Here is a 26311-nt window from a genome sequence, read left to right on the forward strand (position 1 = left end):
CGGTTGACCGGGCGCGAGGCTGGTGCAATCATGACAGTCAGGGTTTTGCATTCGCCTAAGGCAGCGCACGGCGGGCCTGCAACAGCCCGAATTTTGGCGCGTTTCCCGTGCCGTGTGTTGCGTGCCTTGCCCAGTCATTGACAAGCCGGGTTTGATTCGTGAATGAAAGCGGGAACAGGTCACGGCGTTGCGGGGTTATGGTTGCACCCCGACGCCCTTGCCGCAATTTGGAGCAAACATGCCCCCGCGCCCCCCTTCCGACTGGCCCATCATCCGCACCGTGGGTGTGGATGGCATGCTGGTCAGCTTCAGTGACCAGCTGGGCGAAGCGGCAAACCGGGCCGCGCTGGCCTTTCGGGCCGCGCTGGATGGCGCGCCCGTTCCGGGGCAGGAAGAAAGTTCAACTTCGCTGGCATCGGTCTATGTGCGGTTCGATTTGCGCAATGTGGACCATGCGGCGGTGCATGCTGCCCTGATGGACTTGTTGGCGCAGCGCAACTGGTATGATGCGGCCTTGCCCACAGGGCGCAAACGTTGGCGCGTGCCGGCAGTTTTCGGCACCGAGCTTGCGCCGCAATTGTCCGAAGCCGCCGCTTTGGCAGGGCGGTCGCCGGAGGCGGCGATCCGCAGCATCTGCGCCACCCCCTTGCGCGTGCAGACCATCGGCTTTGCCCCCGGCCAGCCCTATCTTGGTGAACTGCCCCCGCATTGGGACATTCCCCGCCAGACAGGGCTTACCCCGCGCGTGCCCGAAGGGGCGCTTGTGGTGGCCATTCGGCAAATGGTGGTGTTTTCAGTCAGCGCGCCTACAGGCTGGCGCCATGTCGGGCAGACCGCCTTGCGCCTGTTCCGGCCTGATGACCCCGACCCGTTTTTGCTGCGTCCGGGGGATGAGGTGCAGTTCGTGCCCGTCGCGCCCGAAACGCTGGACACTCTGCGCCGCACCGACCCGGCAGGCGGGGCGGTGGCTGTGGCCATTGCGCAGGGCGCTGCGTGATGGGGGGCGCGATGGGCCGCATGACGCTGGAACGGGCCGGACCGGGCATCAGCATTCAGGACCAGGGGCGCAAGGGCGCGCTGGCGCAGGGCCTGTCGCGTGGGGGCGCGGCCGATCTGCTGGCGCTGGCGGAAGGGGCGGCCCTTCTGGGGCAGGATACCGGCCTTGCCGCGCTGGAACTTGCGGGAAGTTTCCTGCGCGCAACACTGGACGCGCCTGCGCGCATTGCCCTGACAGGGGCACCCATGCGGGCAGTGTGTGACGGGGCCGCACTTGCGTGGAATGCCAGCCACGCGCTGGCCGCCGGGACCACGCTGGAGCTGTCGGGCAGTGCGGGGGGCTACAGTTACCTGCATATCGGCGGCGGGATTGTGGCGCGGGATATGCTGGGCGCGCGTTCGGCGCATCTGGCGGCGGGCATCGGGGCCATGCTGGTGGCGGGCGATACGGTGGCCTATGCCCCCGACACTGGCGGGCGTGTCGGGCTGTGCCTGCCCGCGCTGCCACGGTTTGACGGGGGCACCTTGCGGATGGTGCAAACCCCCCAGACCGCATTGTTCCCCCCCCAACAGCGCGTGCGGTTCACAACGACCGTGTTTCGCAAGGATGCGCGCGCCAATCGCATGGGCCAGCGGCTGGTTTGTGACGGGGCGGGGTTCGGGGCTGACACCGGCCTGAGCATCCTGTCTGAAGTCATCACGCCCGGCGACATCCAGATCACGGGCGACGGCGCGCCTTTTGTGCTGCTGTGCGAATGCCAGACAACGGGCGGCTATCCGCGCATTGGAACAGTGCTACCATGCGATATTGTGCGGCTGGTGCAGGCCCCGGCTGGGGCGGCGCTGCGTTTCAGCTTTGTGTCGCTGGAAGAAGCCGTCAGGCTTGAACGGCACGAAGCCGCCCGCCGCGCCGCGTTGCGCCGCACGCTGCGCCCGCTTGTGCGCGATGTGCATGCCATTGCGGACCTGCTGGCCTATCAGTTGATAAGCGGGGTAACCTGCGGGGATGAACTGGAACGCGGGGGGGAAATGCCATGATCACACGGATTGATCTGAATGCCGATATGGGCGAAGGGTTCGGGCCCTGGCCGATGGGGGCAGATGATGCGCTGTTACAGGTGATCACATCTGCCAATATCGCCTGCGGGTTCCATGCGGGCGACCCCGATGTGATGGCCACTGCCATGGCGCAGGCGGTGGAAAACAACGTGGGTATCGGGGCGCATCCGGGGTTGCCGGATTTGCAGGGCTTCGGGCGGCGGCGCATGCAGATATCCCTGCGCGAAGCGCGCAATCTGGTGGCTTATCAACTGGGCGCGGCGCAGGCCATGGCGCGGTCGGTGGGCGGGCAGGTGCGGCATTTGAAACTGCATGGCGCGCTGGCCAATATGGCCGCACAGGACGACGCGCTGGCGCGCGCCTGTTTTGAAGGGGCGCTGGCGGTTGACCCTGACATAATCCTGATGGTCATTTCCGGCACGGCACAATTGCGCGCGGCCCATGCCCTTGGCGCGCGTGTGGCCTGTGAAATCTTCGCTGACCGTGCCTATACCGAAGATGGGCTATTGATGGACCGTCAGCTGCCCGGCGCGGTGATCCATGACGCCGACCAGATTTGCGCGCGCATTCTGGCCATGCTGCGCGCCGGGGCGATCATCACGGCCAAAGCCACGCATCTGCCTGCGCAGATTGACACCATCTGCCTGCATGGGGACACGCAGGGCGCTGTTGCCATTGCCCACACCTTGCGCAGCGCGTTGCTGGCGGCGGGCGTGGCGCTGCGCCGTTTTGACGGGGCGCGGCGCGGCGCACAATAGAGCGTGCCCGCGTGCATTCGTATTCACGCGACCCACCCTAACCTTATGGTGTCGCATGTCTTTTTGCGCAAAACCGGTTCCCACCTTTGCGCGACGCACAATAAGCCAGGGTCACGGCGCATGCGGGGCCAGGGACAGGGGGCCCGCATGTGGATTGAAACATAAGTTTCACATAACTCTCATATGCGCGTTACACTTCGCTGCGATCAGGTCGGCACTCCCGAATGCGGGACCAAAGCTGCCAACCTGATCCGGAGATCACACATATGACCAACAAGGCCCTTGCCTGTCTGCTTGCTGCGACAACCGCGCTAAGCACCCTTCCCGTGACCGCCAGCGCCGATTGGCGCGCTGATATGCCGGTGTTCCGAATCGGCCTGTTGGGTGGCGAAAATGAAGCCGACCGCCTGCGCAACAATGACTGTCTGCGCGTCGCGCTGGAAGATCGTCTGGGCGTGCAGGTCGAAATGTTCCCCGCGCCGGACTATGCCGGTGTGATGCAGGGCCTGCTGGCGGGCCAGCTGGAATATGCAGCGCTGGGCGCATCCGCTTATGCCGGTATCTACCTTCAAGGCCCCGACGCGGTTGAGCCGATCTTTGTGTCGGCGGAATCCGATGGGTCCACAGGCTACATCGCGGTGATGTATACCCGCGCCGACAGCGGCATCACGACGCTGGAAGAACTGGAAGGCAAATCACTGGCCTATGCCGACCCGAATTCCACCTCGGGGTATCTGGTGCCACGGTTCGAACTGAAGCGCGCGGGCATTGATGATGACGCATATTTCAGCCGCACCGGCTTTGGTGGCGGGCATGAACAAGCGGTTATCGCTGTGCTGCAAGGCCAGTATGACGCAGGCGTAACATGGGCGTCCGGTCAGGGCGAAGCTGCTGACGGGTATACCCGTGGCAACCTGCGCCGCATGATCGACAATGGCCTGCTGGACATGGCCGACCTGAACATCATCTGGGAAAGCCCGATCATCCCCAATGGCCCTGTCGTCATCCGTCAGGACATCCCGCAGGAAGCCAAGGATATCGTCAGCGATTATCTGGCCAACCAGTTGGAACAAGACCCGCAATGTTACTATGATGTGTCCTTCGGCGAAGGTCAGGGTTGGGTCGCGGTTGATCACAGCTTCTTCGAGGGCGTGGTCGAAATGCGCCGCGAGGAACTGGCCGGTTCGCGCTGACGCAATGTGAAGGGTGGCCCATCAGGGGCCGCCCTTTTTCATGGCCCGCGCGGGGGAAACATGCGGGGGCATTTTGATCATCCACCAAAAGGACCACCATCATGACCAAAACAATCACTGGCCTTGCCGCCACATGTGCCGTTCTGATGTCCAGCGTTGCCCCTGCCGCCGCTGACTGGCGCGCGGATTTCGGCACCTACAATATTGGCCTGCTGGGCGGCGAGAATGAAGCCGACCGCCTGCGCCGCTATGATTGCTTTGCCGACCTGATGTCTGATGCGCTGGGTGTGCCTGTCGAATTGTTCCCCGCGTCGGATTATGCCGGTGTCATGCAGGGCCTGCTGGCGGGGCAACTGCATCAGGCGGGTGTGGGCGCATCGGCCTATGCGGGTGTGTATCTGCAAGACCCCGAAGCGGTTTCGCCACTGCTGACCACCAAGAATGTCGATGACAGCCTTGGGTATTATGCTGTCATTTATGTAAGCGCTGACAGTGATGCCCATACGCTGGAAGACCTTGAAGGCATGTCGCTGGCCTATGCTGACCCGAATTCCACCTCGGGGTATCTGGTGCCGCGCGCCGAACTGGCCGCTGCCGGGATTGATGACACGACCTTTTTCAGCAGCACCGGCTTCGGGGGCGGGCATGAACAGGCGGTTATTGCTGTGCTGAACGGTCAATATGATGCAGGGGTCACCTGGACCTCGCTGATGGGCGAGGAATCCGAGGGCTACACCCGTGGCAATCTGCGCCGCATGGTTGATAACGGCCTGCTGGACATGAGTGACATTCGCATTGTCTGGGAATCGAACCTGATCCCGAACGGGCCGACCATTTTCCGCAACGACCTTCCTGAAGAAGCCCGCGAACTGGCTGTCAACACGATGCTGAACCTGAAGGAGCAAGACCCCGCCTGTTACGCCGATACCGTGGGCGGCGACGGGAACGGGTATGCCGAAATCGACCATTCCTTCTATCAGGGTATCGTTTCCATGCGCGAAGCCGAACTGGCGGGCTCGCGCTGAACGCTATCCCCGAACCTGCGCAGGCTCTTGCAGTTGCAAGGGCCTGCCCCTTTTTCGCGGCCCCCGCCGCTGACAGGAGAGATTTCATGCTGGAATTCAAGGGACTGACCAAACAGTTCAACAGCACCATCGCCGTCAAACCCGCGACACTTGCCATTCCTGACGGGCAGATGGTGGGCATTATCGGCCGCTCTGGCGCGGGGAAATCCACGCTTTTGCGCATGATCAACCGCCTGAACGAACCATCAGGTGGGCAGATGCTGTTTCAGGGGCGCGACATCACCGCCCTGAAGGGGCGCGAGTTGCGCCAGTGGCGCAATGAATGCGCGATGGTGTTTCAGCAATTCAACCTTGTGGGCCGGCTGAACGTGATTACCAATGTCATGTCAGGGCGGTTGTTCCATCATGGGTTCGCCTCCTCGATGCTGGGGATATTCACTGCAAAAGAACGCGCCTTCGCCATTCGCGCGCTGGACAGGCTGGGCATGGCGCATGTCGCGCTGCAACAGACCGACACATTGTCTGGCGGCCAGATGCAGCGCGTGGCGATTGCGCGCGCGCTGGTGCAGGAACCGCGCATCATGCTGGCGGATGAACCCATCGCCAGCCTTGACCCGCTGAACGCCAAGGTGGTGATGGACGCGCTGCGCGCCATCAACCGCGAAGACGGGCTGACGGTCATTTGCAACCTGCACACGCTGGACACTGCGCGCCAGTATTGCGACCGCATCATCGGCATGCAGGATGGGGTCATCGTTTTTGACGGCACACCCGGCGAGTTGACGGATAAAGCGGCGCGCGAAATTTACGGCGCTGAAGCCGAAGAGGCCTTCTCCGAGGCGATGACATCAACCGCGCTGCGCCCCAAACCCGCCGCGCAGCCCGAAGCGCGCGTGGTGAACTGACATGGCCAGCCTTACGACAAACGGGCCACAAAACGGCGCGGACCGCGACCCGGTTTCCCTGTTCGAAGGGCACCGCGCGCAGATGATCCGCGACCGCATGGTGGTCAATATCACGCTGGCGGTGCTGTTTCTGGCCTTTCTGGCGTGGTCGGTCTGGATTTCGCGCTTCACGCCGGACCGTCTGGCAACAGGTATCCCGCGCATATTTGAATATTTCGGCACGGTCATTCCGGCGCTGCAATGGGATGTCCTGTTCGACGCCCGTAACGAGGCGGGCCGCTTTCCTGCAGGGTCACTGGGCTATTGGTATAATGATTTCTGGAAATACCTGCGCCTGATCTGGGAAACCATCCTGATGGCGCTGACGGCCACATTGCTGGGCACAGGGCTGGCGGTGGTGCTGTCGTTTCTGGCGGCGCGCAATTGCACGCCCTACCCATGGATGGGCGCAGCCGCGCGGCGGTTTCTGGAATTCTGCCGCGGGGTTCCCGAAATCCTGTTCGCGCTGATTTTGGTGTTCGCCGTGGGTATTGGCCCGCTGGCCGGGGTGCTGGCCATCACAATTCACGCCACGGGCGCGCTGGGCAAGCTGTTCTCGGAGGTGAATGAAAATGCCTCCATGCGGCCAGTGGATGGCATCAAGGCCGTGGGCGGGTCATGGTTTGAACAGATGCGCTATGGCATCCTGCCGCAAGTGCTGCCCAATTTCACATCCTACGCGCTTTGGCGGTTTGAAATCAATGTGCGCGCATCGGCGGTGGTGGGGTTTGTGGGGGCAGGCGGCATTGGCGCCGAACTGAGCCACACAATCAGCTTCTATTCTGATGACCGGGTTACGGCTGTGTTGATCCTGATTGTTCTGACAGTCACCATGATTGACCTGCTGTCCGAACGCCTGCGCCATGCATTGATCGGCAAGGAGAACATGAAATGAGCACGCTTGCCTTCGCAGCAGTAACCCAGGCCGATATTGCGGCCCTGCGCAAACGCAATCCGCAAGCCTTCAGCGACCCGTTTGCAACAACCCTCAAAGTGCTGAGTTGGGCGGGGATCATCCTGTATCTGGCATGGTCGTTGCATTTCTTCGAAATCGGCAAATTGCTAAGCGCATCGGACAGGGTATGGATGCTGCTGCGCCGTATGGTCATTTGGCAGGACATGGCCAGTTGGCAATATGGCAATATCTACAAAGGGATCGCGCAAACTGTTGCAATGGCCTTCCTTGGCACGCTGCTGGGCACCATCTTTGCGCTGGGGATTGCGTTTTTCGCGGCGCGAAACACCATGCCGGTGGGGATCATCCGCCATGCGGTGCGCCGGGTGCTGGATGTGTTCCGTGGCATCGATTCCGTGGTCTGGGGCCTTGTTTTTGTGCGGGCGGTGGGCCTTGGGCCATTGGCGGGTGTGCTGGCAATCTGGATTTCGGATATGGGAAATCTGGCCAAACTGTATTCCGAAGCCATTGAGAATATCGACCGCAAACAGGTTGAAGGGGTGCGCGCCACAGGCGCTGATACCGGGCGCATCATCCGCTACGGATACCTGCCGCAAATCTTGCCGGTATTCATTTCACTGTCGCTGTATTCCTTCGAATCCTCGACCCGGTCAGCGACCATTCTGGGGCTTGTTGGCGCTGGCGGAATCGGGATGATCATCATTGAGCGCTTTCGCGCAGGGTTGTTTGACCAGGTGGCGTTTGTGGTGCTGAATGTGCTGGTGGTGATTGCGGTGATCGATTGGGCGTCGGGGCTGATCCGCAAGCGGTTCATCGGCGAGCGCGGCCACTGAGCCGCGCGCGCTGTGCCGGATTGTTCCCGCCGGTGCCTCCGGCGGGGATATTTTTGCCAGAATGAAAGCAGGGGCATGCATATTGTGATTACAGGGGTGGCGCGCGGGATTGGCCGTGAACTGGCTGTGCAGGCGGTGGCGCGCGGCTGGCAGGTGACGGGCACTGTGCGGCGCGCAGGCGACGCGCCAGAGGGTGTGCGCGAGATCCTTGCGGATATGTCGTATCCCGGCGACCTGCACGCGATTGGCCCGCAGCTTGGTGCAGTGGATGTGCTTATCAACAATGCGGGCGTGATCGGGCCTGAGCGGCAATCAACGCTGGAGATGGATTTTGAGGGGTTTGCACAGGCCTTCATGGTTAATACCATGGCGCCGCTGGCTGTTGCCCAAGCCGTGCTGTCGCAGATGAAAGCGGGCGGGCGTATTCTGACAATATCAAGTCAGATGGCGTGGATGGGGTATGCCAAATCGGACCGCATTGCCTATCGCGCGTCCAAGGTGGCGGTCAACAAGGTGATGCAGGGGCTGGCCACGGACCTGCGTGCGCGCAGTATTGCCGTGGCGCTGATTGACCCGGGATGGGTGCGCACTGACATGGGCGGGCCGGAGGCCGAGGAGGACCCCGCCTGTGTGGCGCGCGGGATACTGGATATTGCAAATACGCTGGATATGGCCCGCACTGGCCGTTTTCTGCATTGGAGCGGCAAGGAGCGCGATTTCTGATGACACGGCAGCTTTCGCCTGATGGGGCGCTGATCCATCCTGATTGCAAGATGACCGACAGTTACCTGGGGGCCTATACCGAGATTGGGGCGGGCACGGTTTTATCAAATACCCGCATGGGCGATTACAGCTATTGTGCGCGGGGCTGTGACATTGCCAATGCCGATATTGGCAAATTCGTCAATATTGCCGCCAATGTGCGCATTGGTCCCACTGACCACCCGATGGACCGCGCAAGCCTGCATCATTTCCTGTACAGGTCCAACCTGTATTGGGAAGAAGAAGCGCAGGATGGGGTGTTTTTCGAGGCACGTGCGGCGCGGCGGGTGCGGATCGGGCATGATGTCTGGATCGGGCATGGTGCGATCATCCGCCCTGATGTCACCATTGGCAACGGCGCTGTGGTCGGGGCGGGCGCGGTTGTGACGCGCGATGTGGCGCCCTATACCATTGTGGTGGGGGTCCCCGCCGAGAAGCTGCGCCGCCGCTTTCCCAAGCAGGTTTCGCGCCGGCTGGAAGCGCTGGCGTGGTGGGATTGGGACCATGAGCGGTTGCGCATGGCCCTAAGCGATTTCCGCCATCTGGAGGTCGAGGCCTTTGTGGCGAAATATGAGGAGGTGACGCTGCATTGAGGGGCAGGTGTCATGCCGCCAGCGCGTGTTCGGTCAGTTTGGCAAGGAACCGTTCCAGATGAGGGTCGCTGTCATCAAGGGGCGCGTCGTCGAACTGGAACCAGCGCATATTGCGGTATTCGCGGGGGTCATAGGCGGGGATCTGGCCTGCATGCCCCTGCAGCGGATACCACAGCGCCACATCTTCATGCGGGTTTGCGCCGATGGTTTCAGCGATGGTCAGGAACACTGGCCCATCGCGCAGGAAACAGGCATGCATGCGCAATTCTTCAAGGCATTCGCGGCGCACTGTGTCACGCGGGTGTTCACCCGGTTCCACATGCCCGCCCGGCGGCAGCCACAAACCCGAACTGATATGGTCACCCAGCAGGATATGTCCTTGATCCACCACGGGAAAGTAACTGACCAGATGCATGGGCGGGGTCGCTGGAGGGTGGGTGCGGCACAAAACGGCCCCCGAGCGCGCCCAGTCGCGCGCGCGGGCCAGATGGTCGATTTCCAACAGGTCGACAGGGCGGATCAGCCGCAATTCGGCGTCTATGATGCTGGCATAGGTCATGGGCAGGATCATTGCGCGGCAAGCGCAAGGCAGGGGCGCGCCGTGACGAACCGTCGTGCCGCTTCGGCGCTGGCATAGGTGATCTTGCCATTGGCGATCGTGGCCTCGATCCGGCGGGTGTTGGGGTTCATGACCACCAGATCGGCGCGCTGGCCGGGGCACAGCCTGCCGCGGTCACCCAGACCCATGATAGCCGCCGGGCGGGTTGAGATCATTTCCCAGGCATGCGCGAAACTGAGTGCGCGGGCATCGGCAATGGTCCAGGCGGCCTGTGCCAGGGCGGGGATGTAGTAATCCGAGATCAGCGCATCGCACAGCCCGTCTTCGACCAGGTCCATGGCCGCGATATTGCCCGATTGAGAGCCGCCGCGCACGATATTGGGCGCACCCATCAAGACAGGTTCGCCCGCAGCGCGCGCGGCCTGTGCGGCGTCCACGCTGGTGGGAAATTCACATACCCGCGCCCCGATCCCGCGAAAGAAGGCGCGCGTGGCCGCGTCCGGGTCGTCATGGGAGCCAAGTGTAACACCATGGGCGCGCAAGTCTGCGGCCAGCGCGCGCAAGAAGGCCGGAATTTCGGGATCGGCCTTTTTGGCGGCATGCACGATGGCAAGCAGCGCTTCGGGGTCATGGCCGTTCTGGGCGGCCCAGTTGGCAAAGCGCGCGGGCGCTTTTTGCGCCAGTTCCACCGCTTCGGGCAGGTGATTGTTGAAGATGATGTAATCAAGGTGGAAATCGCGCACCACGCCCATCAGGGCTGCATGATCATCCGGCATGTGGGTTTCAAACCGCAGCTGGATGCGGATGTCTGCGCCAAGCCGGTGGGCGATCTGGCGGCGCGCGTCCAGCAGGGCCACGGCCTCGTCAGGGCTGCGAGAGCCGCCTTCCCATGACCAGCTTTGGGCAAACCACGCAGTTGTCACGCCGTTCGTGGCCAGTTCCGCATCAGCGGCCTGCAAGGCGTGGCGCTTGTCAAACGGGGCTGTGGGGCGGGGGCGGATATGGCGTTCAAACCCGTCGCCATGCAGGTCAACGATGCCCGGCAGCAGCCAGTAGCCCGACATGTCAACATCATGACTGGCACTGCCCGTGGCCCCGAAGGTTGCGCCGTCCAGTGTCAGGTCGCCATCATCAAGGGTGGAGTCGATCAACGACAGCGCGCCGGTCAGGCGCAGATTGGGATGTGGCATGGCAAGCTTCCTTTGCATTTTGGCCGCCGGATACCGCAGCTATATGGCAGTTGCATGACAGCCCGCACAGCTTGGTTATTCAAGCACCAATTCGACGCGTGCGCCCACGAAAAAGGTGCGCCCGTATTCCACGGGCGTGCCGCTTGGGTCAATATTGATCGATTCAGACAGGATCAGGGCATCGCCTGTGGCAATTTGCAAATGGCGCGCCTGCACTGCGTCGGCATTATGGCCGGTCAGGCGGGTGGATTTGCGCGTATAGTCGCGGACGCCCACCTGCGCCAGCGCAGCGGTGACTGACCCATGGTCGCGCAGCGCGCTGGCAAGGGCGGGGAATTGCGTGGCGCAAAAGCACGCGCGCGACAGTGATACGGGCAGATCATCGGCAAAACTGACAGACTCGGCCACATGAACCGGTGCACCGGGCGACAGCCCAAGCGCCTGTGCTTCAGTTGTGCTGGCGCTTTGCACCCCCAGATGCAGCAACCGCCGCGACGGGGTGCGCCCTGCCGACAACAGGTTCTGACGAAACCGTGTGCGTGTGCCAATCTGGTAGGGAACTGGTGTTGCGCGCACGAACACACCCGCGCCACGGCGGGGTTGCACCAGTCCTTCGCTGGCCAGTTGGGACAGGGCGCGCCGGATGGTGTGGCGGTTCACGTCAAAACGCTGCGCCAGTTCGGCTTCGGTGGGCAGGCGGGCCCCTGCGCGAAAGGCCCCTTGCGCAATTTCTGTGCGCACGGTGTCATATATGCTTTGCCACAGGGCGGCAGGTTTGAGGGCGGCAGGTTTGGTCATGTCGTGAAACTTTCATAAAAATCCTTTTGAATATAGCGTGTAAAACCTGTATTTGTCTAGTTGTATAGAACAGTTGAAAGCCCAGACCATGACTTCTGAACCTTTTGCCCGCCGTGACTGGATGGGCCTGATTGCGCGCGCGCCGCTGGCGCTGCTGGATGCGCATTGGCCTGATGATCCGCCCGCCTTTGTATGGCTGCGCGCGCCCGAAATGGGCGCGATGATGGTGCAGGGCCGCGCCGGTGCAGTGGGTGCTGCGTTCAATCTGGGCGAGGTGACGGTGACCCGCGCTTCGGTGCGGCTGGAATGCGGCACTGTGGGCCATGCGCTTGTGCAGGGGCGCAGCCCGCGCAAGGCAGAACGCGCAGCCCTTCTGGATGCGCTGTTGCAGACAGGGGCAGGGGCGGGGCTTCAGGCGCGCGTGCTGGCCCCCTTGCAAAATGCCGAAACCCAACAGGCCGAGGGTCGCGCCCGCCGCGCGGCCGCGACCAAGGTTGATTTCTTCACATTGGTTCGGGGGGAAGCATGAGTGTGCATCTGACAGCCGGTTTCAACGACCCCGCCCGCGATGGCGCGCGCGCCTTCCGGCAGGTGCTGGACGCCATGGCCCATCCGGGCCGGATTGTGGCGCTGGACGGGGTGGTGGCGCCTGTGCCCTGTTCGCCCGCCGCCGCTGTGGTCTTGCTGACGCTGGCCGACGCCACGACACCGCTGCATCTGGCGGGGGCGCATGATTGCGCTGGCTTGCGCGAGTGGGTGGCGTTCCATCTGGGCGCGCCGCTTGTCGGGCCTGCGGATGCGGCTTTCGCGTTGGGCACATGGGACGCGCTGGGCCCGCTTGCGGCCTATCCCCAAGGCAGCGCCGAATACCCCGACCGTTCGGCCACCTTGATTGTCGAAATGGACGCGTTGCAAAATGACGGTGCGCGCCTGACAGGGCCGGGAATTGAAACACAGGCGTTCTTGTCGCTGCCCGATGTGCCCGCGCTGGCGGAAAATGCCGCGCGCTTTCCCTTGGGGCTGGATGTCTTGTTCACAAGCGGGGCGCGCCTTGCCGCGCTGCCGCGTTCCACCAAGATAGGGGGCTGCTGATGTATGTCGCAGTAAAAGGCGGCGAGCGCGCGATTGAAAATGCGCATGACTGGCTGGCACAGGCCCGGCGGGGTGATGTGTCGGTGCCCGATCTGGCGGTGGCGCAGATCCGCGAACAACTGGCGCTGGCGGTGGACCGCGTGATGGCGGAAGGGTCGCTTCATGATCCCGATCTGGCGGCGCTGGCGCTGAAACAGGCGCGTGGTGACGTGATTGAAGCGGTGTTTCTGATCCGCGCGTTTCGGACCACCCTGCCGCGTTTTGGCGCAAGCGTGCCGGTGGATACGGGCGCTATGCAGATCATCCGCCGGATTTCCGCCACCTACAAGGATGCGCCCGGCGGGCAGGTTCTGGGGCCGACCTTTGATTATACGCACCGTCTGCTGGATTTCGATCTGGCTGAGGATGCACCACCCCCACCCGCGCCGGAAGCTGCCGCCAGCCCTGACCCTGTGCCGCATATCCTGTCGCATCTGGACGCAGAAGGGCTGATGCAGGGCGAAGCCCAAAGCACGGACGCGGTGCCGGACCTGACGCGCGCGCCGCTGGAATTTCCCGCCGCCCGCCCCTTGCGGTTGCAGGCGCTGACGCGCGCGGATGAAGGGTTCTTGCTGTCGCTGGCCTATTCCACGCAGCGCGGCTACGGGCGCAACCATGCGTTTGTGGGGGAATTGCGCATCGGGCATGTGCGCGTCTGCGCCCATGTGCCCGAACTGGGCTTCGAGATTGAGTTTGCGGAAATCCTGCTGACGGAATGTGAAACGGTGAACCAGTTTCAGGGGTCAAAAACGCAGCCTGCGCAATTCACGCGCGGATATGGGCTGGTATTCGGGCAGTCGGAACGCAAGGCCATTTCCATGGCGTTGGTGGACCGTGCGCTGCGCGCGCGGGAATTGGGCGAGGATACGGGCAATGCGCCCGCGCAGGATGAGGAATTCGTGCTGTCGCATTGCGACAATATCCAGTCCAGCGGTTTTCTGGAGCATATCAAACTGCCCCATTATGTGGATTTTCAGGCCGAGCTGGAACTGATCCGCAAATTGCGCCGCGATGCGAGCACCCGGCAGGAGGCCGCAGAATGACCGCTGGTGTTGTCCATGGCGCGCCCTCGCGTCGCCCACCCACCCACCCGCTCCGCGAGGGCGCGCAGGAGACCCGCATGAGTGCCTATAATTTTGCCTATCTGGATGAAGCCACCAAGCGCATGTTGCGCCGCGCCATTTTGAAAGCTGTCGCCATTCCCGGCTATCAGGTGCCGTTTTCAAGCCGCGAAATGCCCATGCCCTATGGTTGGGGCACAGGCGGTGTGCAGGTCACAGCCGCCTGTCTGGTGCCCGAGGACACGCTGAAAGTCATTGACCAAGGCGCCGATGACACCACCAATGCCGTGTCCATCCGAAAGTTTTTCCAGCGTGTCGCCGATGTGGCCGTGACCGAACGCACAGCGCAGGCCAGCATCATACAAACCCGCCACCGGATACCTGAAACGCCGCTGCAAGAGGGACAGATTCTGGTCTTTCAGGTGCCCATCCCCGAACCGTTGCGGTTTCTGGAACCGCGAGAGGTGGAGACGCGCACCATGCATGCGCTGGAAGATTACGGGTTGATGCAGGTGCGGCTGTATGAAGACATTGCCCGCCATGGCGAGATTGCGCGCGCCTATGCCTATCCGGTGCGGGTTGAGGGGCGCTATATCATGGACCCGTCGCCCATTCCGAAATTTGACAACCCGAAACTGGACAACTCGCCTGCGCTGCAGCTGTTCGGGGCGGGCCGGGAATGCCGCATCTATGCCTTGCCGCCGTTTACGCGGGTCGAGAGTCTGGATTTCGAGGATTACCCTTTCACTGCGAGCAAGGCTGCGGGGCAGTGTTGCGCAATTTGCGCGTCTGCAGTGTCCTATCTGGATGAGGTGATTACCGATGACAGCGGCGGGCGCATGTTTGTGTGTTCGGACACGGATTATTGCGCGGGCCGTGTGGCCGCGAAACAGGGAGATGCCGCATGACACCGCTTTTGCAGGTTGAAGGGGTAAGCAAGCAGTACGGCGCGCATCTGGGCTGTGGGGATGTGAGCTTCACGCTATGGCCCGGAGAGGTGATGGGGATTGTCGGCGAAAGCGGGTCGGGCAAATCGACGCTGCTGAACTGCATGGCCGGGCATCTGGCCCCCGATGCTGGCCGCGTTGTGTTTGACACGCGCACGCAAGGACCGCGCGACACTGTCACCATGACCGAGGCGGAACGCCGCTGGCTGGCGCGTACGGATTGGGCATTTGTGCATCAGAACCCCCGCGACGGGCTGCGCATGGGGGTCAGTGCGGGCGGCAATGTGGGTGAGCGGCTGATGGCGGTGGGCGCGCGCCATTACGGCGATATTCGCGCACAGGCACAGGACTGGCTGGGCCGCGTGGAAATTGACGCAGGCCGTATGGACGAGCGCCCGCGTGCGTTTTCGGGCGGCATGCAGCAACGCCTGCAGATTGCGCGCAATCTGGTGACGGGGCCGCGGCTGGTGTTCATGGATGAACCCACGGGCGGGCTTGATGTCAGTGTGCAGGCGCGGCTTCTGGACCTGCTGCGCGGGCTGGTGCGCAAACTGGGCCTGTCGGCGGTGATTGTCACCCATGATCTGGCCGTGGTGCGCTTGCTGGCCGACCGGGTGATGGTGATGAAGGACGGGCGCGTGGTGGAACAGGGCCTGACCGATCAGGTGCTTGATGACCCGCAGCATGCCTATACGCAATTGCTGGTCAGTTCGGTGCTTCAGGTCTGATGCGGTGTTGGGCGTGGCGCTGGTTTTGAGTATTTTTGACAAGATGAAGGGTGAGGGCATGATCGAGATTTCAGGGGTTGGCAAGCGTTTTGTGCTGCACAATCAGGGTGGGGTGGTGTTGCCGGTCATGGCGGGGGCGTCCTTGCAGGTGGGGCCGGGCGAATGTGTGGCGCTGACAGGGGCTTCCGGGGCGGGCAAGTCGACCCTGATGCGGATGATCTGGGGCAATTATCGTTGCGATGAAGGGTCGATCCGGGTTGCGGGGCTGGAGTTATGCGGCGCGCAGGCGCGCGACATTCTGGCGTTGCGGCGCGGCACATTGGGGTATGTCAGCCAGTTCCTGCGCGTGATCCCGCGTGTGCCGGCGCTGCAGATTGTGGCCGAGCCGTTGCTGGCGCAGGGGGTTGAGGAGGATGTGGCGCTGATGCGTGCGCGCGGTTTGCTGGCGCGGCTGAACATCCCGCAGCGCCTGTGGTCGATTTCACCCACCACGTTTTCGGGGGGCGAGCAGCAGCGCGTCAATATTGCGCGCGGCTTCATTCAGGACTGGCCGGTGATGTTGCTGGATGAACCCACGGCCAGCCTTGATGCGGCCAACCGGGGTGTTGTGCTGGATTTGATTCTGGAAGCCAAGGCGCGCGGCGCGGCGATTTTGGGCATTTTCCATGATACGGGCGCGCGCGACGCGGTGTGCGACCGCGAGGTGGATATGGGGGCCTTTGTGCCCGGCAGGGTTGCGGCGTGAGTGTGCATCAGGGGCGGGGCAGTCTGGTGGCGGTTGTTGGCCCCTCGGGGGTTGGCAAGGATACGCTGATTGCCGCACTGGGACAGGCGCGCCCGGATTTCGCCATTGTGCAGCGCATTATCACGCGGGGCGCTGATGCGGGCGGTGAGGATCATTGCGCTGTGTCTGATGCGCAGTTTGACGCACATCTGGCGGGGGGGAAGTTTGCCTTTTTCTGGGGGGCGCATGGCGTGCGCTATGCCATTCCTGCCAGCATTGATGCGCAGCTTGCACAGGGGCGCGTGGTGGTGTTCAACGGATCGCGCAAGGCGCTGTGTACGATTGCGCGGGACTATCCGCAGCTTGTGGTCCTGATGGTGACTGCCCCGCCTGCAGTGCTGGCCCAACGCCTGCATGCGCGGGGCCGCGAAACTGCGGTCCAGATTGCCCAACGCCTGAAGCGCGCCGATCTGGCAGCACCGGACACCGCGCAGGTCATTGTGAATGACAGCACTGTGGAGGCGGCTGTAGCGCAGATGCTTGACGCCATCAGCCGCGCAACGCAAAGCGCCTGATCAGATGGAAGCGTCCCGCCATATCCTGCGCGAAGACGGCCAGATCGGTCATGACATGCGCCGCATCAAGCGCGGGGCCGAACCAAGCATGCGCCGCGCGCAACACATCGGGCATGGTGGCGGGCGATACCCTGCCGCTGAGGGTGATGTGGAAGCGGAATTCGTCCATGACATAGGGATAGCCCCAGTCTTGCAACAAGGTTTCCTGTCGCGCCGACAAGGGGGTTGCGCGGCGGCGGGCCAGGTCCTGCGCCGACAGGGGCGCGCGGAACGGGTCAAGGTCCTGCACGATGCGTGCGGCGGCATCACTGAGGGCCGGTGGCTGGGGGGGCTGGGGCATGATGGCCACAAACCCGTCCAGCGCGCGCAGCGTCAGGCGGCCCAGTTCGACCGGGGCGAGGGTTTGCGCCACTGTCTCGACGCCGTCCAGAAAGCTGGCCACCGGGCAAGACAGGCGCATGGGCGCTTTCAGCGTGCCATGCAGCCCGTATTTGCGCGGCGTCGCGGTCAGTTGGGCCAGATCCAGCCCCAGATCGGGATGCGCGACTGCCTGACCGGCGTCAGCGTCCCATCCCAGCCACCCGGCACCGGCGCGCGCCAGCTCGCTGCCCGGTGGTGGCGCGTAATAAACAGCAAAGCGGGTGAAATCGCCCGTCATGGAACCCTCCTTCAGCGTTTTTCACTGACTGGCATATCGCTGTGACAGCGATGTGACGGATACCCCAAGGACCAATGATATGACAGAGCTTGTTCTCGCCAATGCCCGCCTTGTGTTGCCGTCCGAAGTTCGGCACGGTGCCGTTGTCATTCGGGATGGCGTGATTGCCGCCATTGAGGCGGGCACCGCCGTTCCCCGCGGCGCTGTGGATTGCGCGGGCGATTTGATTGCGCCGGGGCTGATTGAACTGCACACAGACAATCTGGAACGCCATCTGGCCCCGCGCCCCGGTGTGGACTGGCCCCATGCGGCGGCTGTCATCGCGCATGACCGCGAATTGGCGGGCACGGGGATAACGACAGTCTATGACGCGCTGCGCGTGGGGTCGTTGGTGGACACCACCATCAAGGGGCGGGGACGCTATGCGCGCGCGCTGGCGTCGGAAATTCTGGAAATGCGGGCGCTGGGTGCGCTGAAGATCAGCCATTTCCTGCATCTGCGCGCCGAGATATGTTCCCAGACATTGCTGGATGAACTGGACGAATTCGGGCCTGATGACCGTATCGGCATTGTCAGCCTGATGGACCATACGCCCGGCCAGCGCCAGTTTGCCGACCTTGCGCAATTGCGCGTCTATATGCGCGGTAAACATGGCATGAGCGATGATGATTTCGACGCGCATGTTGCGCGTCAGCAGGCCCTGGGCGCGCAGGTCCGCAGCCCCCATGAAGCCGCCGTGGTGGCGGCGGCGCAGCGGTTTGGCGCAACGCTGGCCAGCCATGACGACACAACCGACCAGCAGGTGGCCATATCGGCGCGCCACGGGGTCAGGCTGGCGGAATTTCCCACAACGCTGGCGGCGGCGCATGCCTGCCATGCCCACGGAATTGCCGTGATGATGGGGGCGCCGAACCTGATACGGGGCGGGTCGCATTCGGGGAATGTGGCCGCGGCTGATCTGGCCGCTTCCGGACGGCTGGACATTTTGTCATCGGATTATGTGCCTGCGGCGCTGTTGCAAGGCGCTGTGCAGTTGGGGCAACGGCTGGGCAACATGGCATTGGGGTTCGGGGCGGTCACGCATGCCCCGGCGCGCGCTGCGGGCCTGACAGATCGGGGGCAAATCCGCGAAGGGTTGCGCGCGGACCTGATCCGCGTGGCACTGCCCGGATCGGTGCCCATGCTGCAGGCGGTCTGGGTGCGGGGCGCGCGCGTGGGCTAACGGCGCGCGCGTCGCATCAGCGCGGGGCGGCTGGTGGCTGCAACAAGCCCTGCATGGTCCGGGCCAGCAGGCGTGCCGGTTCGATCTGGCCAAGCGGGCGCGCGGAAATGGCCAGCACGTCAAATGACACTTCGGGGTTCAGCGGGATCAGGCGCATGGTAGCGTCGCTTACAGCGCTGGCCGAAAAGCTGTCAATCACGACTGTCCGGCGCAAGTGCTGCGCCAGCGGCACCATAACCTGAAGCGAATAGGCAACGATCCGCCCCCCGCTGTCGTGCAGCCCCCTGTTGTCCAGCCAGCTATGGAACAGCTTACCCAAGGGACGGTCAAAGGGCACATCGATGGCCGCGCCGAACTGGGCAATATTGTCGGGGGTAACATGCATCATGTCGGGCGGCGCGGCCTCGTCCGGGGTCATCATGACCAGCTTGCCCCGCCCGATGCGGGTGGCATGCAGTTCGGCGCAATCCACCATACCCACGCAGAACCCTAGATCGATCTGGCCTGCGCGAATGGCCGAAAGCTGTTCAACAGCGGTCTGCATCCACAGGTTCAGCTCAAGGTCGGGCATCTGCCGCATCAGGTGGCTTACGGCCTGTGGCAGGTGGCTTCTTGTCAGCATCCCCACACACCCGACCGACAATTGCCGTTCGGCCCCCATGCGATACTTGTCGATCCGCTTTGACAGTTCGCGCACGCCTTCGCTTAGGAACTTGCTTTGATGATACAGCCAGCCTGCTTCCGCGCTGGGCGTGATGCGCCCCTGGTCCAGTGTGAACAGGCTGAGGCCCAGGGCGCGTTCCAGGTCACGCAGGTGTTTGCTGACAGTGGGTTGTGAAATACTTAGCGCGCGGGCAGCAGCGCTGAAGGAGCCATGCTCATACACAGCACAGAATACTTGCATCCGTTGCAGGGTTATTGCGCGATGATCCATACGCCGCCCATAGCTTATTGCTATGCATATAGCAAAAACTTTTCATTTTATTTGAGAGGATTGCCCGCAATACTGCTTCACAAGTGTAACAGAAGCCGGATGCCATTCTATGCAAGCAAGTGTTGTTCTGGGTTTTCTGTTCATTGCCGTAATCGCGGGCGCGGCCATCGCTTATGCGGTGGGTGCGGCGGCGATCCTGACCTTCATTGTGTCCGACAATACCCGCTACATGGCTGTCCTGCCGCAACGCCTGTTCAGCCAGCTTGATGTGTTCGCCTTTCTGGCGATGCCGCTGTTCATTCTGGCGGGCGATCTGATGAATCGGGGCGGGCTGGCCAAGGCGCTGATCGATTTTTCCATGTCGCTGGTGGGCCGCCTGAAGGGGGGCTTGGGGCATGTCAACATTCTGACAAGTGTGTTCTTTGCGGGCGTGTCGGGGTCTGCTGTGTCGGACGCGGCGGCCTTGGGCAATTCACTGGTGCCGGAAATGGAAAAGCGCGGCTATTCGCGCGATTATGCGGCCGCGATCACGGGCGCGTCGTCCATCATCGGGCCGATCATTCCGCCCAGTTCGATCCTTATTTTCTATGGCGCGCTGATGGATACGTCCATCGCCGCGTTGTTTGCAGCGGGCATTGTGCCGGGGTTGTTGCTGGCGGGGGTGCTGATGGCCATGAACGCGTTTTACGCATGGCGCGACGACCACCCCGGCGGGCGCGATGCGGAATTGCCTGCGGTGCTGCCATCCGCCCTGAAGGCACTTCCGGCGCTGTTGCTGCCCGTTATCATCCTGGGGGGCACGCTGTTTGGCATCATGACCCCGGCCGAGGCTGCGGGCGTGGCCGTCATGGCCGCGCTGCTGATCGGCATTGGCTATGGCCAGTTGGGCTGGCGCGAAGTGGGCGAAAGCCTGCACCGCACGGGCGTTTTGCTGGGGGCGTTGTTCATCATTCTATGTGCGATTTCGACCTTCAGCTATCTGGCGGCGCTGATGCAATGGCCGCAGGCCATTGCGGCCACGATTGACGGCTGGGGCCTTGGGCCGCTGCAATACCTGATGCTGATCAACGTCATCTTCCTGCTGGCCGGTATGGTCATGGATGTGAAGGCGGCGGTGGCGCTGTTTGCGCCTATCTTCGTGCCCGTTGCGCTGGCCATGGGGATTGACCCTGTGCATCTGGGCATTGTGATCTGTTTCAACATCACCATCGGGTTGCTGTCGCCGCCGCTGGGGGGCGTGCTGCTGATCCTGGCCACGGTGGTGAAGATGGATTACTGGCGCCTGATCCGCGTGACGCTGCCGTTCTTTCTGGTCGAATTATGCGTGCTGATCGTGCTGACATTTGTTCCCGAAATCTCGCTGGCGTTGCCCAAGGCACTTGGGCTGCGCTGATCCGTTTCACAACCAAAGAGGACTGAGACATGACAAAGACACTTCTGGCCACTGGCCTGAGCTTCCTGCTGGCGACAACATCGCTTTCGGCAACCGAGGTCAAGATTGCCATGAACGGCGTGAATGATCCTGCCACCAATGCCGAAGCCGCATTTGCCGCAGGGTTTTCCGAAGCGCTGGAAGGCACGGGGTTTGATGTCAACATCTTCCCGTCCGACACGCTGGGCAGCGAACGCGAGCGTTTTGACCAGGTGGCCCAGGGGCTTCTGGAAATCAACCTGGCGACCGTCTCCACCACCTATGGCATGAGCCCCATGGTCCGCGGCGTGGCGCTGCCGTTCATGTTTGAAGATGGCGACGAATTCGACGCTGTGATTGCGCAATCGGACCTGCTGGAGCAGATGAATGAACCGCTGGTGCGCAATGGCGTGCGTCTGGTGGGGTTCACCTATATCGGCATGCCCAACGGAATTCATAACCGCAGCCATGCTGTCACCAAGATGGAAGACCTGTCATCGCTGCGCCTGCGCGCGCTGAATGCCGAACAACTGGCCTATATCGAAGCGCTTGGCGCATCGGGCACGATTGTGGCCTGGGCGGAAGTTGCAAACGCCATCCAGACCGGCATTGCAGACGGCTATATCAACCCGCCCAATTCCGCCATCCGCACCGGCCACACCGAATTCCTGCGCCATTTCACGCAAATCGCGGTCACGCCCTCTACCCGCATCGTGCTGATGTCCGAAGACTGGTATGACATGCTGTCGGACGAAGAAAAAACCCAGATCGATGCGGCCATTGAGGCAGGCATTGCCGCCAACCGCGCCTGGATCGAGGATTGGAGCAGCATCGTTACAGAACGCCACATTGAAGCCGGTGTCACCATTTCCGAACTGGACGAAGGCGAGCGTGAAAAGATGGTCGCGGCCACACGCCCCACATGGGATGACGTGATGGAAGCCGACCATCTGGCGGCCTATCTGGACGCGCTGGACATGGTGCGGAACTGATGCAGTTGGCCGGACGGATAGTCGTTGCGCTTAGCCGTGGCATTGACCGTCTGGCCAGTGCCTTGTCGATGATGTTCCTTGTGGTGCTGGTGGGGGCAGTCATGACGCAGGTTGTTGCGCGGTATGTGCTGAACTCGCCGCCCGCATGGACCGAAGAACTGGCCCGCTACGCCATGATCTGGGCAGGGTTGATGGGGGCAACGCTGTCATTCAAGCGCCGCTTCGATCCTGCCCTGATCGGGGCTGCCAACCCCGACCGCCCTGCATGGGTGTCGGCGCTCACAGGGGCCATTCAGGGGCTGGCGGTGCTGATTTACCTGTTGCCGATCCTGTGGTTCAGCTTCTTTGGCCCCAATATGAACCCCGAACGCAGTTTTCTGGTGCGTCATTCGCGCATGACGGCTGAAACGCTGGGCTTGCCCACGCTTCTGGTCGCGGTGGCGGTGCCGTTGATGGTGGTGTTCATTCTGGTCCATCTGCTGGCCCGCCCGTTTGAACGCGCAGCGCCCGAAACAGCGCCCCCCCAACAGGATATCGCGTAAGCAGGCCTTGCGCTTTTTGACCTTCCACATGTCAGGACTTCCCATGAAAGCGCCCATGAAAGCGGATGTAATTTTCCGGAATGCAACGATTATTGACGGCACTGGTGGCCCGTCATGGCAAGGGGATCTGGCCATCACTGATGACCGGATCACGGCCATGGGCCAACTGGCACCGCACAGCGCGGGTGTGGAACATGACTGCACCGGGCTGGTGCTGGCACCGGGGTTCATTGACCCGCATGTGCATCATGATGAAATCGTGCTGACTGACCCCGACATGGCCTGCATGGTGGGGCAGGGGGTAACAACCATCATCAACGGCAATTGCGGGTTTTCCATTGCGCCCTTGCGTGCGGATGTGGTGTTGCCTGCCCCGCTGGACATGATCCTGTCGCCGGATGTGCCCCGCTTTGGCAGTTTTGCGCAGTATCGCGCGCAGCTGGACGCCGAACCGCCTGCAGTGAACACGGCCTGTCTGATCGGCCATGGCACCTTGCGCGTCAACGAATGCGCTGATCTGAACCGCCCCGCCGACAAGGCCGAATTGCGCGCCATGGCGGCATCATTGGATGCGGCGCTGGCTGATGGGGGGATCGGGCTGTCCACGGGCACCTTCTACCCGCCCGCGCGCGCGGCCCCTACGGCTGAACTGATTGAAATGGCCCGCATCGCGCAGGCGCATGGCAAGCTGTATGTCACCCATATGCGCGACGAGGGCGACCGCGTCATCGAGGCGCTGGACGAGACGCTGCAAATCGGGCGCGCAGCCTGTTGCGGGGTGCATGTGTCGCATCACAAATGCGCAGGGCTGGCCAATCATGGCCTGTCTGAAGTTACGCTGTCCATGATTGACGCGGCGCGCGCCCATCAGGATGTGGGGTTGGACACAACGCCCTGGACAGCATCTTCCACCATGCTCAATTCCGGGCGGCACAAACAGGCGCAACGCGTGATGGTGGCCGATTCCGTGCCCTATCCTGACATGGCGGGCCGCGATCTGGCCGATATTGCGCGCGACTGGGGCGTTGATCTGGATGCCGCCATGGAACGGCTGCTGCCTGCAACGGGTATTTTCTTTCTGATGGCGGAAACCGATGTGCGGCGCATTTTGCAATACCCGCATACGATCATTTGTTCCGACGGGATCGGGCGGGGCAAACACCCGCATCCGCGCGTCTGGGGCACCTTTCCGCGCGTGCTGGGCCATTACGCCCGCGATGAGGCCGTGTTCACCCTTGAAGAAGCGGTCAAGCGCATGACATCCATGCCCGCAGAGCGGTTCGGGCTGACAGGGCGCGGGCGGCTGGCAGTTGGGCATTTTGCCGATCTGGTGGTATTTGACGCCGCGCGCATTGCTGCGGGCGCCAGCTATGAAGACCCCAAGCGCCCCGCAATCGGGCTGCACCAGACCTGGGTGAATGGCCGCTGCGTATGGCGCGACACTGCGCCCACGGGCGCAAGGCCGGGCAAGACGCTGGATCGCAATGACGGGGTCAGGGCCTGACGTTTGCAGGCCCCATGCCGTTTGGTGCGGTTCCGGTCAGCTGGACACAACGCCCTTGCGCAGGATGAAATTGCCATAGAAACGGCGTTCGGTGGTGCGGATGATGACAAAGGATGTCTGCGCCGCCGCATAGAATGCAAACCGATCAAGCATGGCAATATCCTGACCGGCTGCCCGGATCAGCGGCACGGCGTCGCGCACGGCTTCGGGCAGTGTGTCGGGGGTGTCCACCATTTGCATGGCGCGCGCGGGCGGGGTTTGGGGGTCGAAATCGTCCAGCGGCAGCACGCTGAGAATGGCCTGAAGGGCCTGTGTCGAGGTGCCGCCAAAATCCACGACCCGCCCCCAGACACTGTGTCTGGCACCCGTCACCGCCGGATAGTTCGCATCGACGATTGTTGCGCAGTCGCCATGCCCCATTGATGCAAGCGCATACAACAGTTCCGGCGTCAGTCGTCCGTCCAGTCCAAGCAGCATGTTTCCCTCCTCCTCCTTGCCCGTCCCGTCCTTGGGCGGGTGTTTCCCGGCGTCCACCGCCCTTCAGTGCAAGGCAATCTGATTTGCGGTATCGCGCAGGACCTCCAGCGCATCGGATACGCTGACATCGGATGCAGGATGCGTGTCCAGCCGCTGAATATAGGGGCAGGTCAGCACCGCGATGGCATTGCCATCCATCCCGAAAATGGGAACCGAAATATCAGTCACGCCCACCAGTTGCTGGCTGGGTTCCATGCGATAGCCGGCCTTGCGCACCTTGTCCAGCATTGCGCGGCGGGCGGCGTCGATGCCCTGGGGCACGGTCTGGATTGCCTGCAGAATGCGCGCGCGGGCGCTGTCATCCTGAAAGGCAAGCAATGTCTGGCCGGACCCAGTTGACAGCATGTCCAGTTGCGCCCCCACCTGCAGGCGGAATTCCCAGTTTGCGCGGTGGCTGGCCTGTGCCACCACAGCCGCGCAGGGCCCTTCTTGCAGGACCAGATGCACCGATTGGATGGTGCGGCGGGCAAAGTCGTTCATCAGCGGTTGGGCCTGTGACACCAGACGGCGCAGGGGCGGGTGGGCCGCGCCCAGAAGAAACAGCTTCATCGTCAGCGCGTATCGGTCCCCTTCTGCCGAACGGCAGATATAGGCGCGCGCCACCAGCCGTTCGATCATGCGGTATATTTCGCTGGGGCTGCGGTTCATGGCGCGCACAATCTCGCTGCGCGTCAGGCCGCCGGGTTCGTTGGCCAGAAGCTCGAGTATATCCAGCCCCTTGTCCAGCGCGGGTGCGCGATAGCGTGTTTCATCCCCGCTTGATTGGCCCGCTGCTTTTCCAGTCGTTTCCACAGGTTTGTTCATCCAGATGTCCCTTTGACGGGGGCCGTCCGCCCGCAGCGCGGGCGAAAGTGGCACCAGAACATTATGCTTGCAAGCTTATCAAATATGAATAAGCTATCCAAATATAAACTTACAACCAACCCGGGAGGGGGTGAAGGTTGTCAGGTTTTCTTGGGGGGATTATGCGACTGACAGGGAAAACTGTCCTTGTGACAGCGGCTGGGCAGGGCATTGGCCGTGCTGCGGCCATGGGCCTTGCCATGCAGGGCGCGCAGGTGATTGCAACGGATATCAACGCCAGCTTGCTGGATTATGCCGGCCCATGTGGTGCGGGCCAAGTGCTGTCGCGCGAACTGGATGTCTGCAACCCGCAGGCCATTGCGGCGCTGCAGGGGCAATTGCCTGATCTGGATGGTTTGTTCAATTGCGCGGGCATGGTCCATCAGGGCAGTATTCTGGACCTGTCCGATGACGATTGGGCGCGCAGTGTGGATGTCAATGTCACATCGATGGTGCGCATGTGCCGCGCCTTCCTGCCGGGCCTGTTGCGGCAGGCGCAAACCGGGGGCACGGCGGCCATTTTGAACATGGCGTCGATGGCGTCTTCGGTCAAAGGGTTCCCGAACCGCGCCGCTTATGGGGCCACGAAGGCGGCTGTGATTGGCCTGACCAAGGCCATTGCCGCGGATTTTGTGCAGCAGGGGGTGCGGTGCAATGCATTGTGCCCCGGCACTATTGAAACCCCGTCCTTGCGCGGGCGCATTGCGCAAGCCGCCGATCCCGCGCAGGCAAGGCGCGATTTCATTGCCCGCCAGCCCATGGGGCGGCTGGGCAATGTGGACGATCTGGTGCCGATGATCGTTTATCTTCTGTCTGACGAAAGCCGCTTCATGACCGGGCAGGCGGTGTTGGTGGATGGGGGGGTGACAATCTAGA

General features: G+C 62.5%; 30 protein-coding genes. 23 read left to right on the forward strand and 7 right to left on the reverse strand.

From position 1 onward, the window contains the following. The first annotated feature begins 238 nt into the window (after positions 1-238). The 10 genes from ACTZWY_RS02660 (at position 239) to ACTZWY_RS02705 (ending at position 9079) form a co-directional block, all read left to right on the forward strand. Positions 239-997: a 5-oxoprolinase subunit B family protein gene (locus ACTZWY_RS02660; RefSeq protein ID WP_444789131.1), complete on the forward strand. Its 759-nt coding sequence runs from the start codon at positions 239-241 to the stop codon at positions 995-997. Further along, positions 997-2034 carry a biotin-dependent carboxyltransferase family protein gene (locus tag ACTZWY_RS02665; RefSeq protein ID WP_444789132.1) on the forward strand — a complete coding sequence of 346 codons (1038 nt, stop codon included), beginning with the start codon at positions 997-999 and terminating at the stop codon, positions 2032-2034. The genes ACTZWY_RS02660 and ACTZWY_RS02665 overlap by 1 nt, the downstream gene beginning before the upstream one ends. Then, positions 2031-2813, forward strand: a complete 783-nt coding sequence (locus ACTZWY_RS02670; RefSeq protein WP_444789133.1) for a LamB/YcsF family protein — start codon at positions 2031-2033, stop codon at positions 2811-2813. Before ACTZWY_RS02665 ends, ACTZWY_RS02670 begins: the two co-directional genes overlap by 4 nt. A 266-nt stretch (positions 2814-3079) precedes the next feature. After that, the gene (gene phnD, locus ACTZWY_RS02675; protein ID WP_444789134.1) at positions 3080-4006 is read left to right on the forward strand and encodes a phosphonate ABC transporter substrate-binding protein; all 927 of its coding nucleotides are present in this window, start codon (positions 3080-3082) and stop codon (positions 4004-4006) included. Between the two features lie 101 nt (positions 4007-4107). After that, positions 4108-5031: a phosphonate ABC transporter substrate-binding protein gene (gene phnD, locus ACTZWY_RS02680; protein ID WP_444789135.1), complete on the forward strand. Its 924-nt coding sequence runs from the start codon at positions 4108-4110 to the stop codon at positions 5029-5031. Between the two features lie 86 nt (positions 5032-5117). After that, positions 5118-5936 carry a phosphonate ABC transporter ATP-binding protein gene (phnC, locus tag ACTZWY_RS02685; protein ID WP_444789136.1) on the forward strand — a complete coding sequence of 273 codons (819 nt, stop codon included), beginning with the start codon at positions 5118-5120 and terminating at the stop codon, positions 5934-5936. A gap of 1 nt (position 5937) precedes the next feature. After that, a complete protein-coding gene (phnE, locus tag ACTZWY_RS02690; RefSeq protein WP_444789137.1) occupies positions 5938-6870 on the forward strand; it encodes a phosphonate ABC transporter, permease protein PhnE in 933 nt (310 codons plus the stop codon). After that, complete coding sequence (gene phnE, locus ACTZWY_RS02695; RefSeq protein ID WP_444789138.1) at positions 6867-7724, forward strand: phosphonate ABC transporter, permease protein PhnE; 858 nt, start codon at positions 6867-6869, stop codon at positions 7722-7724. The genes phnE (ACTZWY_RS02690) and phnE (ACTZWY_RS02695) overlap by 4 nt, the downstream gene beginning before the upstream one ends. Positions 7725-7799: 75 nt before the next feature. Next, entirely contained in the window at positions 7800-8447 is a 648-nt protein-coding gene (locus ACTZWY_RS02700) for an SDR family NAD(P)-dependent oxidoreductase (protein ID WP_444789139.1), read from the forward strand. Continuing rightward, positions 8447-9079 carry a DapH/DapD/GlmU-related protein gene (locus ACTZWY_RS02705; protein WP_444789140.1) on the forward strand — a complete coding sequence of 211 codons (633 nt, stop codon included), beginning with the start codon at positions 8447-8449 and terminating at the stop codon, positions 9077-9079. The genes ACTZWY_RS02700 and ACTZWY_RS02705 overlap by 1 nt, the downstream gene beginning before the upstream one ends. Before the next feature lie 10 nt (positions 9080-9089). On the opposite strand, the gene ACTZWY_RS02710 is transcribed toward ACTZWY_RS02705, so the two are convergent. The 3 genes from ACTZWY_RS02710 to phnF all read right to left on the reverse strand — a co-directional run bounded on the left by ACTZWY_RS02710 (position 9090) and on the right by phnF (position 11626). Next, positions 9090-9638, reverse strand: coding sequence for an NUDIX domain-containing protein (locus ACTZWY_RS02710; RefSeq protein WP_444789141.1), 549 nt, complete (start codon positions 9636-9638; stop codon positions 9090-9092). Positions 9639-9646: 8 nt separating this feature from the next. Next, the gene (locus tag ACTZWY_RS02715) at positions 9647-10828 is read right to left on the reverse strand and encodes an alpha-D-ribose 1-methylphosphonate 5-triphosphate diphosphatase (protein WP_444789142.1); all 1182 of its coding nucleotides are present in this window, start codon (positions 10826-10828) and stop codon (positions 9647-9649) included. 75 nt (positions 10829-10903) lie between these two features. Continuing rightward, complete coding sequence (gene phnF / locus ACTZWY_RS02720) at positions 10904-11626, reverse strand: phosphonate metabolism transcriptional regulator PhnF (RefSeq protein ID WP_444789143.1); 723 nt, start codon at positions 11624-11626, stop codon at positions 10904-10906. Between the two features lie 88 nt (positions 11627-11714). On the opposite strand from phnF, the gene phnG reads away from it, so the two are divergent. The 7 genes from phnG (at position 11715) to phnN (ending at position 16792) form a co-directional block, all read left to right on the forward strand. Continuing rightward, entirely contained in the window at positions 11715-12155 is a 441-nt protein-coding gene (gene phnG, locus ACTZWY_RS02725) for a phosphonate C-P lyase system protein PhnG (RefSeq protein ID WP_444789144.1), read from the forward strand. Further along, the gene (gene phnH / locus ACTZWY_RS02730) at positions 12152-12718 is read left to right on the forward strand and encodes a phosphonate C-P lyase system protein PhnH (protein WP_444789145.1); all 567 of its coding nucleotides are present in this window, start codon (positions 12152-12154) and stop codon (positions 12716-12718) included. The genes phnG and phnH overlap by 4 nt, the downstream gene beginning before the upstream one ends. Beyond that, complete coding sequence (locus tag ACTZWY_RS02735; protein ID WP_444789146.1) at positions 12718-13800, forward strand: carbon-phosphorus lyase complex subunit PhnI; 1083 nt, start codon at positions 12718-12720, stop codon at positions 13798-13800. The genes phnH and ACTZWY_RS02735 overlap by 1 nt, the downstream gene beginning before the upstream one ends. Positions 13801-13877: 77 nt before the next feature. Continuing rightward, on the forward strand, positions 13878-14726 hold the full coding sequence (locus ACTZWY_RS02740; RefSeq protein WP_444789147.1) for an alpha-D-ribose 1-methylphosphonate 5-phosphate C-P-lyase PhnJ: 849 nt from the start codon (positions 13878-13880) through the stop codon (positions 14724-14726). Then, positions 14723-15493 (forward strand): phosphonate C-P lyase system protein PhnK, encoded by a 771-nt coding sequence (gene phnK, locus ACTZWY_RS02745; RefSeq protein WP_444789148.1) that lies wholly within the window; start codon positions 14723-14725, stop codon positions 15491-15493. Before ACTZWY_RS02740 ends, phnK begins: the two co-directional genes overlap by 4 nt. Before the next feature lie 58 nt (positions 15494-15551). Next, positions 15552-16238, forward strand: a complete 687-nt coding sequence (phnL, locus tag ACTZWY_RS02750) for a phosphonate C-P lyase system protein PhnL (protein WP_444789149.1) — start codon at positions 15552-15554, stop codon at positions 16236-16238. Continuing rightward, positions 16235-16792: a phosphonate metabolism protein/1,5-bisphosphokinase (PRPP-forming) PhnN gene (gene phnN, locus ACTZWY_RS02755; RefSeq protein WP_444789150.1), complete on the forward strand. Its 558-nt coding sequence runs from the start codon at positions 16235-16237 to the stop codon at positions 16790-16792. Before phnL ends, phnN begins: the two co-directional genes overlap by 4 nt. On the opposite strand, the gene ACTZWY_RS02760 is transcribed toward phnN, so the two are convergent. Then, positions 16767-17450 carry a DUF1045 domain-containing protein gene (locus tag ACTZWY_RS02760; RefSeq protein ID WP_444789151.1) on the reverse strand — a complete coding sequence of 228 codons (684 nt, stop codon included), beginning with the start codon at positions 17448-17450 and terminating at the stop codon, positions 16767-16769. The genes phnN and ACTZWY_RS02760 overlap by 26 nt on opposite strands. Before the next feature lie 79 nt (positions 17451-17529). On the opposite strand from ACTZWY_RS02760, the gene ACTZWY_RS02765 reads away from it, so the two are divergent. Further along, a complete protein-coding gene (locus ACTZWY_RS02765) occupies positions 17530-18672 on the forward strand; it encodes an alpha-D-ribose 1-methylphosphonate 5-triphosphate diphosphatase (protein ID WP_444789152.1) in 1143 nt (380 codons plus the stop codon). A gap of 16 nt (positions 18673-18688) precedes the next feature. Here ACTZWY_RS02765 and ACTZWY_RS02770 read toward each other — a convergent pair whose 3' ends face one another. Then, on the reverse strand, positions 18689-19606 hold the full coding sequence (locus ACTZWY_RS02770; RefSeq protein WP_444789153.1) for a LysR family transcriptional regulator: 918 nt from the start codon (positions 19604-19606) through the stop codon (positions 18689-18691). A 109-nt stretch (positions 19607-19715) separates the two neighbouring features. Between ACTZWY_RS02770 and ACTZWY_RS02775 the strand changes: the two genes are divergently transcribed. Genes ACTZWY_RS02775 through ACTZWY_RS02790 form a run of 4 tightly spaced genes read left to right on the forward strand, consistent with a single transcriptional unit; the run spans position 19716 to position 24055 of the window. Then, positions 19716-20999 carry a TRAP transporter large permease gene (locus ACTZWY_RS02775; RefSeq protein WP_444789154.1) on the forward strand — a complete coding sequence of 428 codons (1284 nt, stop codon included), beginning with the start codon at positions 19716-19718 and terminating at the stop codon, positions 20997-20999. Between the two features lie 29 nt (positions 21000-21028). Further along, positions 21029-22009 (forward strand): TRAP transporter substrate-binding protein, encoded by a 981-nt coding sequence (locus ACTZWY_RS02780; RefSeq protein WP_444789155.1) that lies wholly within the window; start codon positions 21029-21031, stop codon positions 22007-22009. Beyond that, the gene (locus ACTZWY_RS02785; protein ID WP_444789156.1) at positions 22009-22551 is read left to right on the forward strand and encodes a TRAP transporter small permease; all 543 of its coding nucleotides are present in this window, start codon (positions 22009-22011) and stop codon (positions 22549-22551) included. The genes ACTZWY_RS02780 and ACTZWY_RS02785 overlap by 1 nt, the downstream gene beginning before the upstream one ends. Before the next feature lie 43 nt (positions 22552-22594). Continuing rightward, the gene (locus ACTZWY_RS02790; RefSeq protein ID WP_444789157.1) at positions 22595-24055 is read left to right on the forward strand and encodes an N-acyl-D-amino-acid deacylase family protein; all 1461 of its coding nucleotides are present in this window, start codon (positions 22595-22597) and stop codon (positions 24053-24055) included. Between the two features lie 36 nt (positions 24056-24091). Here the strand turns inward: ACTZWY_RS02790 and ACTZWY_RS02795 are convergent, their stop codons facing one another. Both ACTZWY_RS02795 and ACTZWY_RS02800 read right to left on the reverse strand, forming a co-directional pair. After that, positions 24092-24532 carry an RbsD/FucU family protein gene (locus ACTZWY_RS02795; protein ID WP_444789158.1) on the reverse strand — a complete coding sequence of 147 codons (441 nt, stop codon included), beginning with the start codon at positions 24530-24532 and terminating at the stop codon, positions 24092-24094. A 63-nt stretch (positions 24533-24595) separates the two neighbouring features. Continuing rightward, on the reverse strand, positions 24596-25396 hold the full coding sequence (locus tag ACTZWY_RS02800) for an IclR family transcriptional regulator (protein ID WP_444789159.1): 801 nt from the start codon (positions 25394-25396) through the stop codon (positions 24596-24598). A 161-nt stretch (positions 25397-25557) separates the two neighbouring features. Here ACTZWY_RS02800 and ACTZWY_RS02805 point away from each other — a divergent pair, with 161 nt between their 5' ends. Further along, a complete protein-coding gene (locus tag ACTZWY_RS02805) occupies positions 25558-26310 on the forward strand; it encodes an SDR family oxidoreductase (protein WP_444789160.1) in 753 nt (250 codons plus the stop codon). The last annotated feature ends 1 nt before the right edge of the window (position 26311 follow it).

Source organism: Roseinatronobacter sp. NSM (assembly GCF_052379845.1).
Taxonomy (GTDB): Bacteria; Pseudomonadota; Alphaproteobacteria; order Rhodobacterales; family Rhodobacteraceae; genus Roseinatronobacter.

What these genes read in the sequence shown, in the direction of transcription:
- ACTZWY_RS02775 (WP_444789154.1), top strand. Translation starts at nt 19,716, where the DNA reads ATGCAAGCAAGTGTTGTTCTGGGTTTTCTGTTCATTGCCGTAATCGCG.
- phnF (WP_444789143.1), bottom strand. Translation starts at nt 11,626, where the DNA reads ATGACCAAACCTGCCGCCCTCAAACCTGCCGCCCTGTGGCAAAGCATA.
- ACTZWY_RS02770 (WP_444789153.1), bottom strand. Translation starts at nt 19,606, where the DNA reads ATGGATCATCGCGCAATAACCCTGCAACGGATGCAAGTATTCTGTGCT.
- phnL (WP_444789149.1), top strand. Translation starts at nt 15,552, where the DNA reads ATGATCGAGATTTCAGGGGTTGGCAAGCGTTTTGTGCTGCACAATCAG.
- ACTZWY_RS02710 (WP_444789141.1), bottom strand. Translation starts at nt 9,638, where the DNA reads ATGACCTATGCCAGCATCATAGACGCCGAATTGCGGCTGATCCGCCCT.
- ACTZWY_RS02660 (WP_444789131.1), top strand. Translation starts at nt 239, where the DNA reads ATGCCCCCGCGCCCCCCTTCCGACTGGCCCATCATCCGCACCGTGGGT.
- phnH (WP_444789145.1), top strand. Translation starts at nt 12,152, where the DNA reads ATGAGTGTGCATCTGACAGCCGGTTTCAACGACCCCGCCCGCGATGGC.
- phnG (WP_444789144.1), top strand. Translation starts at nt 11,715, where the DNA reads ATGACTTCTGAACCTTTTGCCCGCCGTGACTGGATGGGCCTGATTGCG.
- ACTZWY_RS02700 (WP_444789139.1), top strand. Translation starts at nt 7,800, where the DNA reads ATGCATATTGTGATTACAGGGGTGGCGCGCGGGATTGGCCGTGAACTG.
- ACTZWY_RS02765 (WP_444789152.1), top strand. Translation starts at nt 17,530, where the DNA reads ATGACAGAGCTTGTTCTCGCCAATGCCCGCCTTGTGTTGCCGTCCGAA.
- ACTZWY_RS02670 (WP_444789133.1), top strand. Translation starts at nt 2,031, where the DNA reads ATGATCACACGGATTGATCTGAATGCCGATATGGGCGAAGGGTTCGGG.
- ACTZWY_RS02795 (WP_444789158.1), bottom strand. Translation starts at nt 24,532, where the DNA reads ATGCTGCTTGGACTGGACGGACGACTGACGCCGGAACTGTTGTATGCG.
- phnE (WP_444789137.1), top strand. Translation starts at nt 5,938, where the DNA reads ATGGCCAGCCTTACGACAAACGGGCCACAAAACGGCGCGGACCGCGAC.
- phnC (WP_444789136.1), top strand. Translation starts at nt 5,118, where the DNA reads ATGCTGGAATTCAAGGGACTGACCAAACAGTTCAACAGCACCATCGCC.
- ACTZWY_RS02735 (WP_444789146.1), top strand. Translation starts at nt 12,718, where the DNA reads ATGTATGTCGCAGTAAAAGGCGGCGAGCGCGCGATTGAAAATGCGCAT.
- ACTZWY_RS02760 (WP_444789151.1), bottom strand. Translation starts at nt 17,450, where the DNA reads ATGACGGGCGATTTCACCCGCTTTGCTGTTTATTACGCGCCACCACCG.
- phnK (WP_444789148.1), top strand. Translation starts at nt 14,723, where the DNA reads ATGACACCGCTTTTGCAGGTTGAAGGGGTAAGCAAGCAGTACGGCGCG.
- ACTZWY_RS02780 (WP_444789155.1), top strand. Translation starts at nt 21,029, where the DNA reads ATGACAAAGACACTTCTGGCCACTGGCCTGAGCTTCCTGCTGGCGACA.
- ACTZWY_RS02740 (WP_444789147.1), top strand. Translation starts at nt 13,878, where the DNA reads ATGAGTGCCTATAATTTTGCCTATCTGGATGAAGCCACCAAGCGCATG.
- ACTZWY_RS02665 (WP_444789132.1), top strand. Translation starts at nt 997, where the DNA reads ATGGGGGGCGCGATGGGCCGCATGACGCTGGAACGGGCCGGACCGGGC.
- phnD (WP_444789134.1), top strand. Translation starts at nt 3,080, where the DNA reads ATGACCAACAAGGCCCTTGCCTGTCTGCTTGCTGCGACAACCGCGCTA.
- ACTZWY_RS02705 (WP_444789140.1), top strand. Translation starts at nt 8,447, where the DNA reads ATGACACGGCAGCTTTCGCCTGATGGGGCGCTGATCCATCCTGATTGC.
- phnD (WP_444789135.1), top strand. Translation starts at nt 4,108, where the DNA reads ATGACCAAAACAATCACTGGCCTTGCCGCCACATGTGCCGTTCTGATG.
- ACTZWY_RS02715 (WP_444789142.1), bottom strand. Translation starts at nt 10,828, where the DNA reads ATGCCACATCCCAATCTGCGCCTGACCGGCGCGCTGTCGTTGATCGAC.
- phnE (WP_444789138.1), top strand. Translation starts at nt 6,867, where the DNA reads ATGAGCACGCTTGCCTTCGCAGCAGTAACCCAGGCCGATATTGCGGCC.
- ACTZWY_RS02785 (WP_444789156.1), top strand. Translation starts at nt 22,009, where the DNA reads ATGCAGTTGGCCGGACGGATAGTCGTTGCGCTTAGCCGTGGCATTGAC.
- ACTZWY_RS02800 (WP_444789159.1), bottom strand. Translation starts at nt 25,396, where the DNA reads ATGAACAAACCTGTGGAAACGACTGGAAAAGCAGCGGGCCAATCAAGC.
- ACTZWY_RS02790 (WP_444789157.1), top strand. Translation starts at nt 22,595, where the DNA reads ATGAAAGCGCCCATGAAAGCGGATGTAATTTTCCGGAATGCAACGATT.
- ACTZWY_RS02805 (WP_444789160.1), top strand. Translation starts at nt 25,558, where the DNA reads ATGCGACTGACAGGGAAAACTGTCCTTGTGACAGCGGCTGGGCAGGGC.